We start from the raw sequence: 16,869 nt of genomic DNA, 5'->3' as shown, positions 1-16,869 counted from the left end.
TGGCTGTGCGCGACTGGATCGATACGCGGGGCTAAATCCCGCAGCATCTTCTCGCTCTGACCGCGAATGGCCGGCCTCCAGATCAATCGCTCTCCCTTGCACTTGTATGCGAGACGCCTGTCAGCCGAAGCGCATCGCTGCAGATGCGCCCCATATCCTGCGGGGCCAAACTGACTGGCGACGTGTCACCCAGCCGTCCGCGGGTGAAAACGAGGAGGTCATCAATCACCTCTTTCATGCGAATCGAGCCGCGTTGTATGCGCGCCGGGGCGCCAGGATCCTTCGACGGGCTATCTCAGCAAGCGGCCCCCTCCAGCTTCTCCATCAGTGTTAGAGCGTTAGGAACCGCCTGGCCGCGCGCGGTATTGTCGAAAATACACCAGACCTCGGACGCAGAGGATCGAGCCTCCAAGAGCCGCGCAGCCACCGCTTCGATGAACGCCTCGTCGTATGCCGAATAATAGATCTCTGGCGAGCCATGCAGACGGACGTACAGCGTCCCCGGATCACCCACCGGTTCGACGCCGGCGATCGGCGAAGGATGCGCGCGCACGCAGGCGATCCCAGCGCTTTTCAGTGTTTGCGCGCCCTCCTCGGTAAACCATGTGGCATGGCGCGGTTCGCAGACGATATGCGCTGCCGTGAGGCTACGCATCAGGGTAAAAAAATCTCGTGTCGCGACTTCATCGAACGCCAGGCTGGGTGGCAGTTGCAGCAACAGGCACCCCAATTTTCTGCCCAACGGTGTGACCTCCTGCACGAAATCGCTGACGGGCGCATCCGCGTCGCGCAACCTGAGCTCGTGCGTAATCCTCCGCGGAACCTTGACAGAGAACCGGAATGCATCGGGTACGCTTGCAGCCCATCGGGCATAGGTTTCCGGCCGGTGCGAACGATAGAACGACGAATTGATTTCAACCGAAGAAAAGATTTGCGCATATCGTTCGAGATGGCTACCCCGCGCGGGAAAGCGGGCCGCCACGTTGGCTGACAGTCCCCATCCAGCACATCCGATTCGTATCGGCGATGCAGTGGAAGGACTCTCGCAATGCTTCACATGGATCGGGGGGTTTCGATTCAGCAAGGTCGGCGCCAATGTTGGGTTCGTCGGTCCGCAGCGTTACCGACAGATTCTACTGATCGCGGCGAACCTGCCGTTCTCGCTGCCCCTGCCGTGGGGGCCATGCCCGGGCATCCTCGCGGTGAGTTTTTGATCGGTCTGCACGTTTAGCGGTTCAGAGGCAGGTTTGCTCAGCAATCGGCGTGGTGACAATAACAGCCCGGGTCCATTTCGCTGCCCGCGTCATCGGCTCATCGCCGCTGAGGGTGCGCAAGAAAGAATCGCAGCATTCCGCACTTGCGTCAGGACCGACGGGGTCGGTGTAGCTTCCCCTCGCATTGCCGCCTGCCCACGCGTGCGGCCCTGCGTGAATAGTCCACAGTTCGGCATCGATACCGTCCGCTGAAACCAGCTGGGATACGGTGGAGGAACGTCGACCTGTATCGTTCCGACGCTGATCGCGGCCGCCATGCGGTCGTGCGACGAAACCATGAACAAGCTGCATGGCATTTTGTACGTGAACAGTGGCGTCCGCATATCCGTGGAAGACGATGACTGGCCGTTTCGGCGATGAAGTGACAGCGTCCATGGCATGCCGCGCCTGTCTGGAACGCGTGCCGCCCTTCATCGCCGCGAGTGCGGTTGGAAGATCGTGTGCGCAGCGAGCCGGAAGACCGGAATGCACCCCCGCCGCCGCGTACAGTTCGGGATACGTGTCAATCATGATCGCCGCCATTGCGCCACCCGCGGACAGACCTGCGACGTACACGCGTTCAGGATCGACGTGGTGGGCTGCGATAATTTCCCGTGTTATGCCTGCGATCAATGACGGTTTACCGCGTTCGCAATGCTGATCATCGGGTTTGAACCAGTTCCAGCACTTCGACGGATTCGTCTGCTGCGGTTGCTCCGGATAGGCGACAAGAAATCGGTGCCGCTCGGCCAGCGCATTCATCTGCGTGCCTGCTGCGAAATCGTCGGCGTTCTGTGTGCAGCCGTGCAGCATCACGCCAGCATCGCTGGCGACGTCACCCCGGAACTCGCACTCGCGACCATCGAAAGCGTCGTGGAGTTGGGGGCCTTTCACGCCTCGACTGCGGTCAAGACGGCGCTCGCCGACAGAATCCGCTAGCAGCGCAACGTCTGGCACTCAATCGCTAACGGACCAACAGAATGAAACCTGAAGTCGAGGACCGGCCGGTTGGTCAGGCAATCCACGGCATTCGGCGATGCCAGCATTCTTGGAAAACGCCGAACTTCGTGCCACAGAAGCTGAAAATCACTTGGATCGCGTGACGCCGCATTTTCAGCGGCTCGACGCTGGACTCACATGCAACGCGATCCGAATCTTAGAGAGCTCGACTGCCCCGTAAATCCTCACGATGCTTTGGCAGTATTCAAGTTTTGGCCCAGAGGCGAAAACGACAGCAGCCGCACTGTGTCCTCGATCAGGCTATTGCGGTCGGACTCTCCGTTTTTCATCAGCCGTACGAGTCGATGATCGAGAAGCAGCATCGACAGGCCATGCACGAAAGACCAGACGAAGACCGCGATCGAGCGCTGGCTCGCCCCATCGAGTTGAATAGCGGCGATTTCACGTTCCAGAACATACAGCGCGCAGTCGTTGGGGGCTGACGGCGTTTTGCCGTGCTGGTCGGCCGGCAGCGGCGGCCCGAACATGACACGAAAGCGCTCCGGCCGGTCCAATGCGAAATCGACATAGACACGCGCGACACAGCGTAAGCGCTCTGCAGGGCCGCCCTCGATCCTGGCCAGCGCCGTTTCCAAGCGCTCTGCCAATTCTTCCACGCCTTTCTTGGCAATCGCGGCCAACAGGCCGTTCATATTCGAAAAATGATGCGCGGGCGCGGCTTTAGAAACGCCGGCTCGCCGCGCACATTCGGCCAGCGTAAAGCCGGCCACACCTTGCTCCTCAAGCAGCGCTTCGCCCGTTTTGATCAGGGCAGAGCGCAGATCGCCGTGGTGATATGACGATTTGGTCGGAGCGGATGAATTTTGATCGGAAAGCATCTTGACGGGGTTAAGATGAGTGCATAAGATTCCATCTTACCGTCGTTCAGATGGAATGGCTACGTCTTCGGTGTTTTATGCGGGCTGCGAACCTTGGAAGTCTGAACGGCTTTCGCCAACGTCGTCGCGACCGAGTGAGATTTGCAAATGCTGAATTCAGCGATAAGTAGTACAAGTCATTTAACGTACTTACCACCGACCGATAACTGGAAAACACAGACACAGGAGCGGAAAGTCCTGACTGCGTTTGGCAAGATCAACGTTCGTACCGGTGGCAGTCAGGACGGCCGCACGATGGTTTTCTGGCCGAGCCTTATGCTAGACGCCTCCATGTGGAGTTATCAGTTCGATCACTTCGCGGCCGACTATCGCATTGTGCTTATCGATCCGCCGGGGATCGGCGGATCGGATGCGTTGCGCCGTCCGATTACCGTTGAGGATTCCGTTGCGTGTCTGAAAGAGATACTCGACGCACTCAAAGTGAAATGCTGCATCCTCGTCGGCAATTCCTGGGGATCTTTGGTCGCAGGTGTTGCAGCTGCAGATCTGCGGGAGCGCGTAGAGGCAGCAGTCATCACCAATGGCACCGCTTCTGTATCGACGCCGGAACTCATCGAGCAGATGAGCAGCATAGCCGACGCGCTAGAAGACTGCGATGCCGCCCCTGACTGGCTGCTGCCAGCCGTACGGCAAGGGTTCGGCGGGCAAACGGCCGAGGCTCGTCACCCTGAATTTCTGGCCTACCTCGGCCGAATACTGCAGGAAGATCCCGTGTCGATCGCGTTCGCCATCAAAGGCATATTGCTCGCCCGCGAAGATTTGCACGCCACGATGCGGCGGATTCGTGACGTGCCAGTCCTCGTCATCGCGGGCACTGAGGATCGAATTTTCGATGTCGCTCAGACGCAAAGGCTGGTCGATGCGATCGCCGGCAGCGAATTCGTGCTGCTGCCGGAGACTGGCCATCTTGCTGCGCGGGAGAACCCCGTGGCCGTCAATGCAGCGATCGACGCTTTTCTGGCCGCTCGGATAGCGCGATTACGAGACCCATCTGCAGAGCCTTGGAACGTCCGGCCGGCAGTCTGAAAGATATTTTCCGTATGTGCGTCAGCAGTTCTTCACTTACGTGGCGCAGCTCTGATCTGCGCTTGCTTCAAGTGTTACCTTTGCTTGTCGACGAGACTTCTCGTTAAGAATCTGATGACGCCGATGGTCCGTCATCTTCTTCCGCCCCGGATTTCGTCACTAAGGTGAACAGCTGACGAACTAGACGTGTTGCTTGCCCCCTTTGAATGTCCGCCTCCAGCTTGCGGCCGTTCGAGCGGGGAACTTGTCAACGACAGAAGTGGGTCGGCAGTACACACTGCTGACCGGCCGCTGGTGACACGGCGCCTCATCAGCTTTTAAGGGACTTCCCGAAGGTCGCGCCTTTTCGATTGCGTCGGCGTGCCTTGGCGAGTAATGTAAGCGCTAACACGTTCCCTATTGCAACGTTCACCGGTCCTCATTGCATGTCATCCCTAAAAACAGCCGAAAATGTAAGCGCTAACACGCGTTCTACCAAAGCATCCTCCTCTTCGGTCCGGATCATCGTCGCAGGTAGCGCCAACATGGATCTCGTGGTGCACGCGGAGCGTCTGCCCGCGCGGGGGGAAACCTTGCTCGGCGGCGCGTTCGCTACCTTCGCCGGCGGCAAGGGCGCCAATCAGGCCGTCGCGGCGGCGCGTCTCGGCGCTTCCGTGGCGATGCTCGGCTGCATCCGAGACGACGACTTCGGCGCGCATCTCCGCGCGCGTATGGACAGCGAGCACATCGATACGGCGCAGCTGCACACGGTGGACGACATGTCGACCGGCATCGCCGCCATCACGGTGGCCGCGGACGGTGCGAATACGATCGTCGTCTCGCCGGGCGCCAACGCCGCGCTTACGCCCGCCCACGTCGATGCGGCGCAAGACGCCATCGGGGCCGCCGGCATGCTGATTTGCCAACTCGAGGTGCCGCTCGACACGGTGCGGCACGCAATTTCGGTCGCAGCAAGGCTCGGCACGCCCGTGCTATTGAACCCGGCTCCGGCGCAGCCGCTTCCGGACACGCTGTATCGCCAGGTGGCTTTTATCGTGCTCAACGAGACCGAGGCCCACTTGCTGACGGACGTGCCTGTCGATGGCCCGGCGTCCGCGCGCGAAGCCGCAGCACACCTGCGCGCGAAAGGCGTGGAGACGGTGATCGTCACCCTCGGCGCCGAGGGCGTCTGGTACGCGACAAGCGGAGAAGAAGGTCACCTGCCCGCGCCGCGCGTCGATGCGATCGACACCACCGCGGCCGGCGACACCTTCGTCGGCGGCTTCGCAGCCGAGCGCGTGCGCGGCGCCAGCATCCGCGATGCGATCGACTTCGGACAGCGGGCCGCAGCGCTCAGCGTCACGCGTCAAGGCGCGCAGGCATCCATTCCGACGCAGGCCGAAGTGCGGGCACAACCCGCCTTCCCGGCAACGGTTCGATAGACCCGGCTACGCGAGATCGCAGCCGATCCACAACACAACATGGAGACGACAGCATGAACCCAACCCCCGTGTCCGAGCAGGCACCGCCGCGCGTGCGCCGCGCCCAGATCGTGGCGCTGACGCTGCTGATGGTGAGTGGCATCGTGAACTATCTTGATCGCGGCACGCTCGCGGTCGCGAATCCGCTGATCCGCAAGGATCTTGGTCTGTCGCTCGGCGAAATGGGGTTGCTGCTGTCGGCGTTCTCCTGGAGCTACGCGCTCTTTCAACTGCCGGTCGGCGGCCTCGTCGATCGCATCGGACCGCGCAGGCTGCTCGGCGTCGGCCTGATCATCTGGTCGCTCGCGCAAGCCGCGGGCGGCATCGTGTCCACCTTCGGCTGGTTCGTCGTCGCGCGCATCGTGCTCGGCATCGGCGAGTCGCCGCAGTTTCCGTCGGCGGCGCGCGTCGTGAGCAACTGGTTTCCGCGGCGCGCGCGAGGCAAGCCGACCGGCATCTTCAATTCCGCGTCGCCGCTCGGCACGGCGCTCGCACCGCTGTGCCTGTCGGTGCTCGTCGTCGAATTTCATTGGCGCTGGGCCTTCATCGTTACCGGCGCGCTCGGTCTCGTGGTCGCGGTGATCTGGCTCGCCATCTATCGTGACCCGAACCCCGCTGCGCTCACTGCGGAGGAACTGCGCTACCTCAAGGGCGACGCCGTGGAGACGAAGCCTGCCGAGCAGCTCAGCTTCGCCGACTGGCGCGCGCTGTTCTCGAACGTAACGACTTGGGGGATGCTGATCGGCTTCTTCGGCTCGGTCTATCTGAACTGGGTTTATCTGACCTGGCTGCCCGGCTACCTGACGACAGAGCGCCACATGACCCTGATGCACACGGGGATCGCGGCCTCAATACCCTTCTTCTGCGGCTTTCTAGGTGCGCTTTGCGCAGGCTGGTTCTCCGACTTCATCACCAAGAAGAGCGCCTCGCCGGTGGCGAGCCGACGCAACGCGGTCGTCATCGCGATGCTCGGCATGGTGGCGTTCACCGTGCCGGCTGCACTCGTCGAAAGCAACACGATCGCCATCGTCTGCATCTCGGTCGTAATCTTTCTCGCCAATGCGGCATCAGCCTGCTCATGGGCACTGGCAACCGCGGCAGCACCCGCTAACCGCGTCGGCTCGCTCGGCGCCATCCAGAACTTCGGCGGCTTTCTCGGCGGCGCACTCGCGCCCATTCTCACGGGCTATATCGCGCAGGCGTGGTCCTTCGTGCCGGCATTGCTGACGGCTGCGGGAATCGCCTTCGTCGGCGCAATGAGCTATCTCTTCCTCGTGCGCAAGCCGATCGAGGTCGAGGTCGAGCCGGGTACGCCGGCGCGCGCTCACGCCTGAGAAGCGTCATATTCAATTCTCAAGAGGACAACACCGACATGACCTTCCCCACTTCCCTGCCGCGCTCGACGCCCTCGATCGAAGGCATCGTTCCCGTCATGCTGACGCCTTTCGACGACGCCGGCACCATCGACTATGCCGGGCTCGAACGATTGATCGAGTGGTATCTCGCGCATGGCTCGGACGCGCTCTTCGCGGTCGCCCAGTCGAGCGAAATGCAATTCCTGAGCCTCGCCGAACGCGCCGCGCTCGGCCGCTTCGTGGTCGAGCGCGTGGCCGGCCGCGTGCCGGTCGTGGTCTCAGGCCATATCAGCGACGATCCGGACGCGCAAGCCGAGGAGCTGAACGCGGCCGCCGCGACGGGCGCGGACGGCATCGTGCTGGTGACGAACCGGCTCGATCCGCGCCGCGAAGGCACAGAAGCGTTCTCGGCGAACCTGCATCGCCTGATGAGCCGCCTGCCCTCGGACATTCCGCTGGGGCTGTACGAGTGCCCCGCCCCTTATCGGCGCCTGCTGTCCGACGACGAACTCAAGATGTGCATCGATACCGGCCGCTTCGTGATGCTGAAGGACGTCAGCTGCGATCTCGACACCGTGAAGCGCCGCGTCGCGCTGGCGAAGGGCTCGCCGATGAAGATCCTGAACGCGAATGCCGCGATCGCTTGGGACGCGATGAAAGCCGGCTCGGCAGGTTTCAACGGTGTGTTCACGAACTTTCATCCGGACCTGTACAACTGGTTGCGCAACCGCGCCGACGAGAACCCGGCGCTCGCACAGGAGCTTTCGATCTTTCTCGTACTCGCGGCGGTATCGGAGGCGCTCGGCTATCCGGCGCTCGCGAAGATGTATCACCAGCGGATCGGCACGTTTCAGTCGATTCGTTGCCGCGCGATCGACTACGACGTGCGCGAGCGCTTCTGGGCGCTCGACGCGGTGCTCGACAGGATCGTCGAAGGCACCGAGCATTTCCGTTCGCGCATCGCCGCGGGGATTTGACCCATCAGTCACCCCGCCGCGGGTAAGATGACGGGCGTTCTTTTCGAATCACACCGTTGATGCCTCGCTCCTCTGACTCCGCCTCCACTCTCGAAGAACCGTCGCCGACCGGACGTTCGGCCGGCGGGCGCGCCCGCCGCGGCGCGGGCCGCCCTGTCCTGTCGGATGTCGCAAAACGCGCGGGCGTGTCAACGGCGACGGTATCGCGCGTCTACAACGAGCCCAGCAAGGTGTCCGACAGCGTGCGCGAGCGCGTCGAACAGGCCGCACTGGAGCTGAACTGGTTTCCGAATGCGGCCGGGCGCGCGCTCGCGTCCACCCGCAGTCACATCGCGGGCATCGTGATTCCGACGCTCGACGATCAGGTGTTCGCCTCGCAGGTGAGCGGCATGCAGGCGGAGTTCGCCGCGCGCGGCATCACGCTTTTTCTCGGCTGTTCGAACTACAACCCCAATGAAGCGCTCTCGCAGGTTCACGCGATGCTCGCGCGTGGCGTGGAGGCGATCGCGGTCGTGGGCGAAGCGCATCCGCCGGAACTCTTCGAAGCGCTGCGCGTGTGGCGCGTGCCTTACGTCGTGCTCTATGCGTGGCGCGAGGGAAGCACCCACGATTGCATTGGCTTCGACAACCGTGCGGCCTATGAGCAGATCACCGAACATCTCGTCGGGCTCGGACACCGGTCATTCGCGGTCTGCATCCAGCCGACGCGGGATAACGACCGCGTGCAGGCGCGACTCGCGGGAATTCGCGTCGCGCTCGAACGTCATGGTCTCGCGGTTCGGCCTGAGCATCTGATCGAAGGCGAATCCACACTCGATTTTGGAAGGCGGGCGTTGCGTGCGCTCTGGCAACAACCGGGGCCGCGTCCAACCGCGGTGATCTGCGGCAACGATCATATTGCGCTGGGCGTCTTGCGCGAGGCGGAAGACCTCGGCATCGCGATTCCTGAGCAGCTTTCGGTCACCGGCTTCGACGATCTCGCGATCGCGCGCGAAGCGCGGCCGCCTCTGACGACGATGCACGTGGACACGCGCGAGATCGGCACGGTCGCCGCGAAGCATCTGCTCGATGCGCTGGATGGACGACCGACGCGGCAAGGGTACGCGGTGCCGGCGGAATTGAAAGTGCGCGGGTCAACCGGGCCGTGCGTGGGATGACCGTTGTTGATGTTGCTGCCTGGGGCACGAAGGTCTGCCCTTCGAAGGTTGCGCACGCGCGCCGCATCTAGCCAACATCTACTGCCGCCGCCGATGCGCTCGGGCGGCAACATCCCACTGAGGCCCGCAGCGATCGGCAGCGTGCTGTTCGCACTCTTGCTCATGCGCTTTCGCAATACACGCGAGCAAATGGCCTGACGCCGGCGCGGGCGATCCACGCGGCCTGGGGTGTCGCCACTGCGCGCGTCAGAACGTGTCCCAGCTTTCTCCGTTGACTGTGGTGGCTGCAGCGGCGCGTGTCGCATTAGCCGTCAGCGCGACCGGCCTCGTGTTGGCTGAGGTATTCCGGGGTGCTCGCGGCGCAGTCCGCACCCGTGCCACCGGGACGCTTGCCGGGGCAACGGGTCTGCCCGGTGCGTGCGCAGCGGCCTGGGAATCCAGACGGAAGAACGACACGGCCTGGTTCAGCTGCCGGCCCTGATCCTCGAGCGATTTCGACGCCGCCGCCGCTTCTTCCACCAGCGCGGCATTCTGCTGCGTCACTTCGTCCATCTGCGTAATCGCCTGATTGACCTGCTCGATCCCGCGGCTCTGCTCGGTCGACGCGGCTGCGATTTCCCCCATGATGTCGGTCACCCGCGCCACGGCCTGTGTCACCTCCGCCATCGTCTTCCCCGCCTCGTTGGCAAGCGACGACCCATTCTGGATCTTCTGCACGGACGCGTTGATCAGATCCTTGATCTCCTTCGCGGCACTGGACGAGCGCTGAGCGAGGTTGCGCACTTCGCTCGCGACCACCGCGAACCCACGTCCCTGCTCGCCTGCACGGGCGGCCTCCACCGCGGCATTCAGCGCGAGGATGTTGGTCTGGAAGGCGATCCCCTCGATGATCCCGGTGATATCCGCGATCCTGGTGGAACTCGTCCTGATTTCGCTCATCGTATCGACCACCTCGCCAACGACCTGATTGCCCCGTCCCGCCACTTCGGATGCGTTGGCCGAGAGCGAGCTCGCCTGCTGTGCGTTTTCGGCATTCTGCTTCACCGTCGACGTCAGCTCCTCCATGCTTGCGGCGGTTTCCTGCAGTGACGCAGCCTGCTGTTCCGTACGCGTGGAAAGATCCACGTTGCCCGACGCGATCTGGCTCGAACCCGTCGCGATATTGTCAGCCGAAGTACGAACCTGACCGATCAGGTGAACGAGGCTGACCTGCATCTTGCCCATCGAGGCGAGCACGCTTCCGGTCGGCGCACTGTTCGCCCCCGGCACCGGGCTCAGGTCGCCGCCGGCCACGCGCTGCGTCACTTCGACCAGTGCCGTGGGCTCGGCGCCCAAAGCGCGTAGCAGGCTGCGGGTGATGACTGCGCCTGCCACGACCGCCAGCACGAGCGCAACCAGACAGATTGCAATCAACAGATTCCGCTGAGTCGCGAATTGATCGCTCGATTCGCGGACCAGTTGTTGGGCGCGTTCACGGGTGAAGTTCTCGTACTCGTTGGACGCCTTGATCAGGGCCGAAAGCAGTGGCCTGCATTGGGTATCGATTGCCGCAATCGCCGCGTCGCGCTGATTGCTCACCGCCAGCCTGTTGATTTCCAGGGCCACGGGACGGTAAAGCGCCTCGATCCTGGGAAGTTCAGCCGCGAGTCTGCGTGCCTTGTCGGTCATGTCGGAAGCGCCCGCTACCATGGTATTGAACTTTTCCAGGTTAGCCTCGACTCTGCGTTCAGCGTCGATGACGGCGGCCTTTTCAAGTTCGATGTCGGCAGGCGTGGTGACCAGCACCAGATTGCGCACCGCCACGGCCCGATCATCCACTGCAGTGCGGACAGCTTCAGCCACTGTGGCTCGTGCGTTAATACCATTGATGTAGCCGGAAAAGCGGTCATTCGCGTCGTTCAGCTCCTTCAAGGCGAGTCCTGAAACAATCAGTACAACAACGGCCAATGCTCCGAAAGCAACCGTAAGCTTTGTCTTCACGGACAAGTTATTCAGGATCATTTTTCGCTTCCATTTTCGACGGAAAGATACGTAAATGCGGGCGACCGTTGTTGATGCCCGAGTCACGCACCGGTATGCGGCCGCGCCCGTGGAAACTGATGCGCCTCGCATATGTATTTACGGCGGCGGACTTAATGAACTGAAGCCAGGATTGACCCGCCGATCAATTGCGCAAACGTTGGCGCGGCATTGATTTGTACTATCGCGGTTTAGGTATTGTTTAAGCGCGTTTTTATCAGACGAAATAGGATCGGCTAATATAGGAGATCACACCAATTTTCTCTGGCGTTGTAAATAAATCGTGATCTTCGCGAAAGCGATTTTTAAATTCGGTTGGCAGTCCCGACATGAGTTTGCGAGGGAACGGCGCCATTCGCGCGAGACCACGCTTGCCGCCCCGTGCAACCAAACCGTTCCCGCGAAGGTTCTTACCGAGCGTTCCAGTCAGTGATCGGAATTACGGTCATAGGGCTCGTCCGGCAATTAGGTGCGCCGGATCTTTTCGCAGAAAGCTCATTTAAATTCTGGTTGTGACGTGAAGTCGGTAGGCAACATCACGAGAGTCCAAATGTCTTTCTCAGGTTTGCGTCGACGGGTCCGGCAGGCATGAAGCGACGCAATTTGCTTAGCAGAGAAGCCTGGCCTTTAGGAGTGCGCCTCATTCTCCATGCGCCCAACGCGGCATCGACAATCGTGGTTGCAACGCCATCAGGCGCTGGCGCCTCATCGACGTTCTTTTGAATCGCGCGGGACACGATGGCGCGCTCATCGTCATAAGCTGCGATTTTGGAAGCCGCATGCGGTGCATTGAGATCCAGATTGGTTCTGGTATAGGAAGGCTCGACAAGCACCACGCGGATTCCTAACTTGCGCACCTCATGATCCAAGGTTTCAGACATTCCCTCGACGGCATGCTTGGATGCTGAATAGAGCCCCATGTACGGAGCCGGAAGGAAGCCTAGCACTGAGCTCACATTGACGATTCTTCCCGAACGTTGCGAGCGCATGTGCGGCAGTACCGCTTGTGTTGTGCGCAAGATACCAAAAACGTTGGTATCGAATAGCGACTGAGCCTCGGCAATCGACGTTTCTTCCGTCGCGCCGAGCAGCGTTACGCCCGCGCTATTGACGAGCACATCGATGCGCCCGGCTTCTGCGATGACGCTCTGGACTGCCCGTTGCACTGAGGCGTCGTTACAGACATCCATCTCGACCAGCACCACACCGGGTATCGATTGTGTGGCTCTAGCGTTGCGTACGGTGCCGAATACCCGGCAACCCTGCCTGGCAAACTTCTCCGCGGTGGCTCGTCCGATCCCCGACGACACACCGGTAACCACGACGACTTTGGAATTGGACATGACAGTTTCCTTCAATGCACGTGAATGGGAATAAAAGGCGAATCAGCCCCTCCGATTGATCTTGCAGCCAAGGTTCATTGCCTGGCAGCGAGCACGTCTTGCGGCAGGTCTTTCGCAGCCTGCGCCTGCTTATGCCTGCCTCCGTGCAGTTCAGTGGTATCGCTCGGCCGGATCCTGAACCAGATGGAATACATGGCCGGCAGGAACACCAGGGTCAGGATCGTCCCTGCAAAAGTGCCACCGATCAGCGTATACGCGAGCGTCCCCCAGAACACCGAATGAGTCAGCGGGATGAACGCCAGGATCGCCGCCAGCGCGGTCAGGATCACGGGGCGCGCACGCTGCACGGTTGCCTCGATCACGGCATTGAACGGATCCAGCCCGGCCTGTTCGTTCTGGTGAATCTGGCCAATCAGAATCAGCGTGTTGCGCATCACTATCCCCGATAGCGCAATGAGGCCGACCAGCGCATTGATACCGAACGGCTGCCGGAAAAGGATCAAGGTTGGCACGACACCGATCAGTCCCAGCGGGCTGGTCAGAAAGACCATGACCATCGCGGAGATCGAGCGCACCTGCAGGATGATGATGAGCAGCGTGACTGCCAGCATGATCGGAAAGAGCGGCAACATGGCTGTGGTCGCCTTGCCTGATTCTTCGATCGAGCCGGCCTGCTCGATGCGGTAGCCGTCCGGCAGCTTGTCCATGATGGGCTGAAGCCGCCTCGTGATCGCCGTTGACACGTCTGGGGGCTGCAGACTCTCCGCGATGTCGCCGCGCACGGTAATCATCGGCACCCGGTCGCGCCGGCGCATGATCGGTTCCTCCATGCGCACATCGACCTTGCCCACCTGCGACAGCGGGATGCGCTGGCCGTTTGCGCCAGCGAGCGTGAAGTCGCCGATCCGCGCCGGGTCGAGCCGGACCTCGCCAGCCGAGCGCGCGATGACCTGCACCGTGCGAATGTCCTCGCGGACGACGGTGACAGGCACACCGGTGAGCAGGAATTGCAGTTGTTGTGCGACCGCGCTCGATGTCAGCCCCACGGCCTGCAGCCGGTCCTGCTGCAGGGTGAAGTGCAGCGTGGGCGTGCGCGTGCCCCAGTCGGTGTTGACGGTGCGCATCATCGGACTCGCATCCATCACCTGCTGAACTTGCTCCGCGATACCGCGGAGCTTGTCCGGGTCCGGACCCGTGACCCGGTAAGCGACCGGGAACGGCGAGTAAGGACCGAATATGAGCTGCGTGACGCGCAGGCGCGCCTCGGGCGCAAGCCCATCGGCAATGGCCTGGCGCAGCCGCTGTTTGAGTGCCTCGCGCTCGTCCTGGTTATCCGTGCGCACCACGATCTTGGCAAATGACGGATCGGGCAGTTCCGGTCCCATCGAGAAGTAGAACCGCGGGGCGCCCTGACCGACATAGGCTGTGACGATTCTCGCTTCCTTCTGTCTGGCCAGCCAGCCTTCGACCTTCGCTGTGGCGGCGCTGGTCTGGGCGATCGACGTGCCATACGGCATCTGCACCTCGATCAGCACTTCAGGGCGGTCGGAGACCGGGAAGAACTGTTTCTTGACTACCGCCATGCCGAGGACGGCCAGCACGAAGAGGCCCACGACCGACCCGGCGACCAGCCACTTGCGCGCAATGACGCGCTCCAGCAGTTGACGGAAACGGTTGTATCGCGGCGTGTCATAAAGCGCGTCGTGGCCACCTTCGACTTTCCTGAAGTCGGGCAGCATCTTGACGCCGAGGTAGGGTGTGAACACCACGGCGACCACCCACGATGCGATCAGCGCGATCCCAACGATCCAGAACATGTTGCTGGTGTACTCGCCCGCAGTGGATCGGGCGAAGCCATTGGGCATGAAGCCGACCGCCGTGACCAGCGTGCCGGAGAGCATTGGCGCCGCGGTATGACTCCACGCATAAGCCGAGGCGGCAACGCGGCTGTAGCCCTCTTCCATCTTCACCACCATCATTTCGATGGCGATGATGGCGTCGTCCACCAGCAGGCCCAGCGCCAGGATCAGCGACCCCAGCGTGATGCGGTCGAAGTTCTTGCCGGTCGCGAGCATCACCAGGAAGACCACCGCCAGTGTTAGCGGCACGGCCGCGGCAACCACCAGGCCCACGCGCCAGCCCATGCTCACGAAGCTCACCAGCATGACCACCAGCAGGGCAGCGAAAAACTTCACCATGAACTCATCGACCGCCGAACTGATGTTGACGGCCTGGTCGGTGACCTTCGTCAGGCTCATGCCGAGCGGCAGCCCGCCGTTGATCGCGCCCACCTCACGGTCGAGCGCGTGACCGAGATCGAGCCCGTTCCAGCCGTCGCGCATCACGACGCCCAGCAGCAGCGCAGGTTCGCCGTTGTTGCGGATCAGGAACGTCGCCGGATCTTCATAGCCACGCGTGACGGTGGCAATGTCCGATAGCTTCAGCGTGCGTCCCTGCGCCACGACGGGCGTATCGCGGATCTTCTGCAACGCGTCGAACGCGCCGTCGAGGCGTATGAACACCTCCGGGCCTCTCGTCTGCACAGAGCCGGCGGGCGTCAGGGCATTCTGGCCGTTCAGCGCGGCGAACACGTCCTGCGGACTGACGCCCAGCGTCGCCAGACGATCATGCGAAAACTCGACATAGATCCGCTCCGCCTGCTCGCCAATGATGTTGACCTTCTTCACCCCCGGCACGTGCAGCAGCCGCTGGCGCAGAGTCTCGGCGTCGCGTACCAGCAGGCGCTGCGGTTCGCCCTTCGCCTTGAGCGCGAAAAGCGCAAACGTCACATCCGCGTATTCGTCGTTGACCATCGGCCCGATCACACCAGGCGGCAGGTTGCCTGCCTCGTCGCTGATTTTCTTGCGGGCCTGGTAGAACTGTTCCTGCACTTCCGAAGGCGGTGTGCTGTCGAGCAGGGTCAAGGTCGTGAAGGCGAGGCCCGGTCTCGTGTAGGTCTCCGTACGGTCATACCAGCGCAGTTCCTGCATGCGCTTTTCGATCTTTTCGGCGACCTGGTCCTGCATTTCCTGCGCGGTGGCTCCCGGCCAGGCAGTGATGATGGTCATCACTTTGACCGTGAAGGCGGGATCTTCGGCACGGCCGAGCTTGAAGAATGAAATGAGTCCGGCCAGCGAGATCAGGCAGATCAGGAACAGGGTGATGGAGCGCTCGCGCACGGCGAGCGCGGAAAGGTTGAAACGACCTTCGCTCACGGACGGGCTCCCTCGGTTGCGGTCACGGGAGCCTGCCCCGCCACACGGACCAGTTCACCTTCGCGTAGCAGATGTGCGCCGAGCGCGACGATCCGGTCGCCTTGCTTGATCTGGCCGATGATGCGGACGTCGTCGTCATCCACATGCTGGACCGTGACCGGCCGCCATGAGACCTTCGGCGGCTCACCGTCGACGACCCATACTCCCGGTCCCTTGCCCGCATCGAAAAGGGCGCCAAGCGGCACCTTCAGCGCGCTTTGCGCGGAACGATGCGCATCCGGGATCTGGATGGTGACCGTTGCTCCTAGCGGTGCATCGGACAGCGTGCCGTCGAGCACGTATCGAGCCTCGAAGGTGCGGGTGAGCGGGTCCGCAGCATCGGACAGTTGCCGCAATTCGGCGGGAACCGTGACGTCCTGCTTGCCGAAGAGCGTTGCCTGCGCGACGGAACCGACCTCAGGGCGAAGGGTTTCCGGCAACTGGATGACGGCCTCGCGACGTCCGGCGTGAGCCAGGCGCACTACGATCTGCCCGGCGTTGACGACCTGGCCGGGCTCGGCCAGCGATGACGACACCATCGGCGTCGGCCACCAGCTCCGTATAGCGACTCGCATTCAGCGCGACGTCGGCTTCGGCTTCGGCTGCGCTGAGCTGGGCTTTGGCAGCATCCGCCGCAGCCTTGACCTGGTCGTAGGCCGACGCGGAAATCGCGCCCGTGCCGCGCAGATCGCGGTAGCGCGCTTCATCTTCCGCAGTCTGCTGCGCCCGTGCCCGCGCGGCAGCGACGGCCTGCTGCTGCGCCTGCGCGGCCAGCTTCAGATCGACGGGATCGATGCGCATGAGCGGCTGGCCGCGCCTGACGCTCTGCCCGGCATTGACCAGCCGCTCCAGCACCTTGCCGGAGACCCGAAACCCCAAGTCGCTCTGCACCCGGGCGGCTACCGTACCGGTAAATGAGCGCGAGGCAGGCGGTGCGTCCCGAACGACGGCGGAGCGCACCAGCGGCGCCTCCGTGCGCGGATCGGGCGGTGCTTTTGCGCCGCAAGCGGCCAGCGCAAGCGGCAGGGAGAAGACGACGGCTGAGGTGGCGAGGCGGCGCGCAAGCATGAAAGACCCATCGACGAAAAGATGATGGATCCGATTATGGTTCTAGTGACCAATATAGT

At 62.4% G+C, this 16,869-nt stretch carries 10 protein-coding genes and 3 pseudogenes; 6 read left to right on the top strand and 7 right to left on the bottom strand.

Annotated features, from left to right (window positions below; genetic code table 11):
• Positions 1-295: 295 nt before the first annotated feature.
• Together ACLFKU_RS05275 and ACLFKU_RS05270 are read right to left on the bottom strand one after the other, a co-directional pair.
• Positions 296-1,063, bottom strand: a complete 768-nt coding sequence (locus ACLFKU_RS05275; RefSeq protein ID WP_410842393.1) for a DUF72 domain-containing protein — start codon at positions 1,061-1,063, stop codon at positions 296-298.
• Between the two features lie 248 nt (positions 1,064-1,311).
• Positions 1,312-2,069 (bottom strand): annotated as a pseudogene (locus ACLFKU_RS05270) (alpha/beta hydrolase family esterase); the annotation flags it as partial.
• On the opposite strand from ACLFKU_RS05270, the pseudogene ACLFKU_RS05265 reads away from it, so the two are divergent.
• Positions 2,070-2,192: pseudogene (locus tag ACLFKU_RS05265) on the top strand (CopG family transcriptional regulator); the annotation flags it as partial.
• A gap of 245 nt (positions 2,193-2,437) precedes the next feature.
• Here the strand turns inward: ACLFKU_RS05265 and ACLFKU_RS05260 are convergent.
• Positions 2,438-3,091, bottom strand: coding sequence for a TetR/AcrR family transcriptional regulator (locus ACLFKU_RS05260; protein WP_410848394.1), 654 nt, complete (start codon positions 3,089-3,091; stop codon positions 2,438-2,440).
• Positions 3,092-3,238: 147 nt separating this feature from the next.
• Here ACLFKU_RS05260 and ACLFKU_RS05255 point away from each other — a divergent pair, with 147 nt between their 5' ends.
• The 5 genes from ACLFKU_RS05255 to ACLFKU_RS05235 all read left to right on the top strand — a co-directional run bounded on the left by ACLFKU_RS05255 (position 3,239) and on the right by ACLFKU_RS05235 (position 9,126).
• The gene (locus tag ACLFKU_RS05255; protein ID WP_410848502.1) at positions 3,239-4,177 is read left to right on the top strand and encodes an alpha/beta fold hydrolase; all 939 of its coding nucleotides are present in this window, start codon (positions 3,239-3,241) and stop codon (positions 4,175-4,177) included.
• A gap of 500 nt (positions 4,178-4,677) precedes the next feature.
• Positions 4,678-5,598 carry a ribokinase gene (rbsK, locus tag ACLFKU_RS05250; RefSeq protein WP_410848501.1) on the top strand — a complete coding sequence of 307 codons (921 nt, stop codon included), beginning with the start codon at positions 4,678-4,680 and terminating at the stop codon, positions 5,596-5,598.
• A gap of 53 nt (positions 5,599-5,651) precedes the next feature.
• Positions 5,652-6,971, top strand: coding sequence for an MFS transporter (locus tag ACLFKU_RS05245; RefSeq protein WP_410848393.1), 1,320 nt, complete (start codon positions 5,652-5,654; stop codon positions 6,969-6,971).
• A gap of 38 nt (positions 6,972-7,009) precedes the next feature.
• The gene (locus ACLFKU_RS05240) at positions 7,010-7,969 is read left to right on the top strand and encodes a dihydrodipicolinate synthase family protein (protein WP_410848392.1); all 960 of its coding nucleotides are present in this window, start codon (positions 7,010-7,012) and stop codon (positions 7,967-7,969) included.
• Positions 7,970-8,028: 59 nt separating this feature from the next.
• Entirely contained in the window at positions 8,029-9,126 is a 1,098-nt protein-coding gene (locus tag ACLFKU_RS05235; RefSeq protein ID WP_410848391.1) for a LacI family DNA-binding transcriptional regulator, read from the top strand.
• 246 nt (positions 9,127-9,372) lie between these two features.
• Here the strand turns inward: ACLFKU_RS05235 and ACLFKU_RS05230 are convergent, their stop codons facing one another.
• From ACLFKU_RS05230 to ACLFKU_RS05215, 4 genes and pseudogenes are all read right to left on the bottom strand, one after another.
• Positions 9,373-11,127 carry a methyl-accepting chemotaxis protein gene (locus tag ACLFKU_RS05230; protein WP_410848390.1) on the bottom strand — a complete coding sequence of 585 codons (1,755 nt, stop codon included), beginning with the start codon at positions 11,125-11,127 and terminating at the stop codon, positions 9,373-9,375.
• Between the two features lie 554 nt (positions 11,128-11,681).
• Positions 11,682-12,488 (bottom strand): oxidoreductase, encoded by an 807-nt coding sequence (locus tag ACLFKU_RS05225; protein WP_410848389.1) that lies wholly within the window; start codon positions 12,486-12,488, stop codon positions 11,682-11,684.
• 74 nt (positions 12,489-12,562) lie between these two features.
• Entirely contained in the window at positions 12,563-15,703 is a 3,141-nt protein-coding gene (locus ACLFKU_RS05220; protein WP_410848388.1) for an efflux RND transporter permease subunit, read from the bottom strand.
• Positions 15,700-16,810 (bottom strand): annotated as a pseudogene (locus ACLFKU_RS05215) (efflux RND transporter periplasmic adaptor subunit). Before ACLFKU_RS05215 ends, ACLFKU_RS05220 begins: the two are co-directional and overlap by 4 nt.
• Positions 16,811-16,869 lie beyond the last annotated feature (59 nt).

Origin of the sequence: Paraburkholderia sp. EG304 (assembly GCF_046543485.1) — a bacterium.
In the GTDB taxonomy this organism is placed as follows: domain Bacteria; phylum Pseudomonadota; class Gammaproteobacteria; order Burkholderiales; family Burkholderiaceae; genus Paraburkholderia; species Paraburkholderia youngii.
This window is presented reverse-complemented; position numbering and strand designations above follow the sequence as displayed.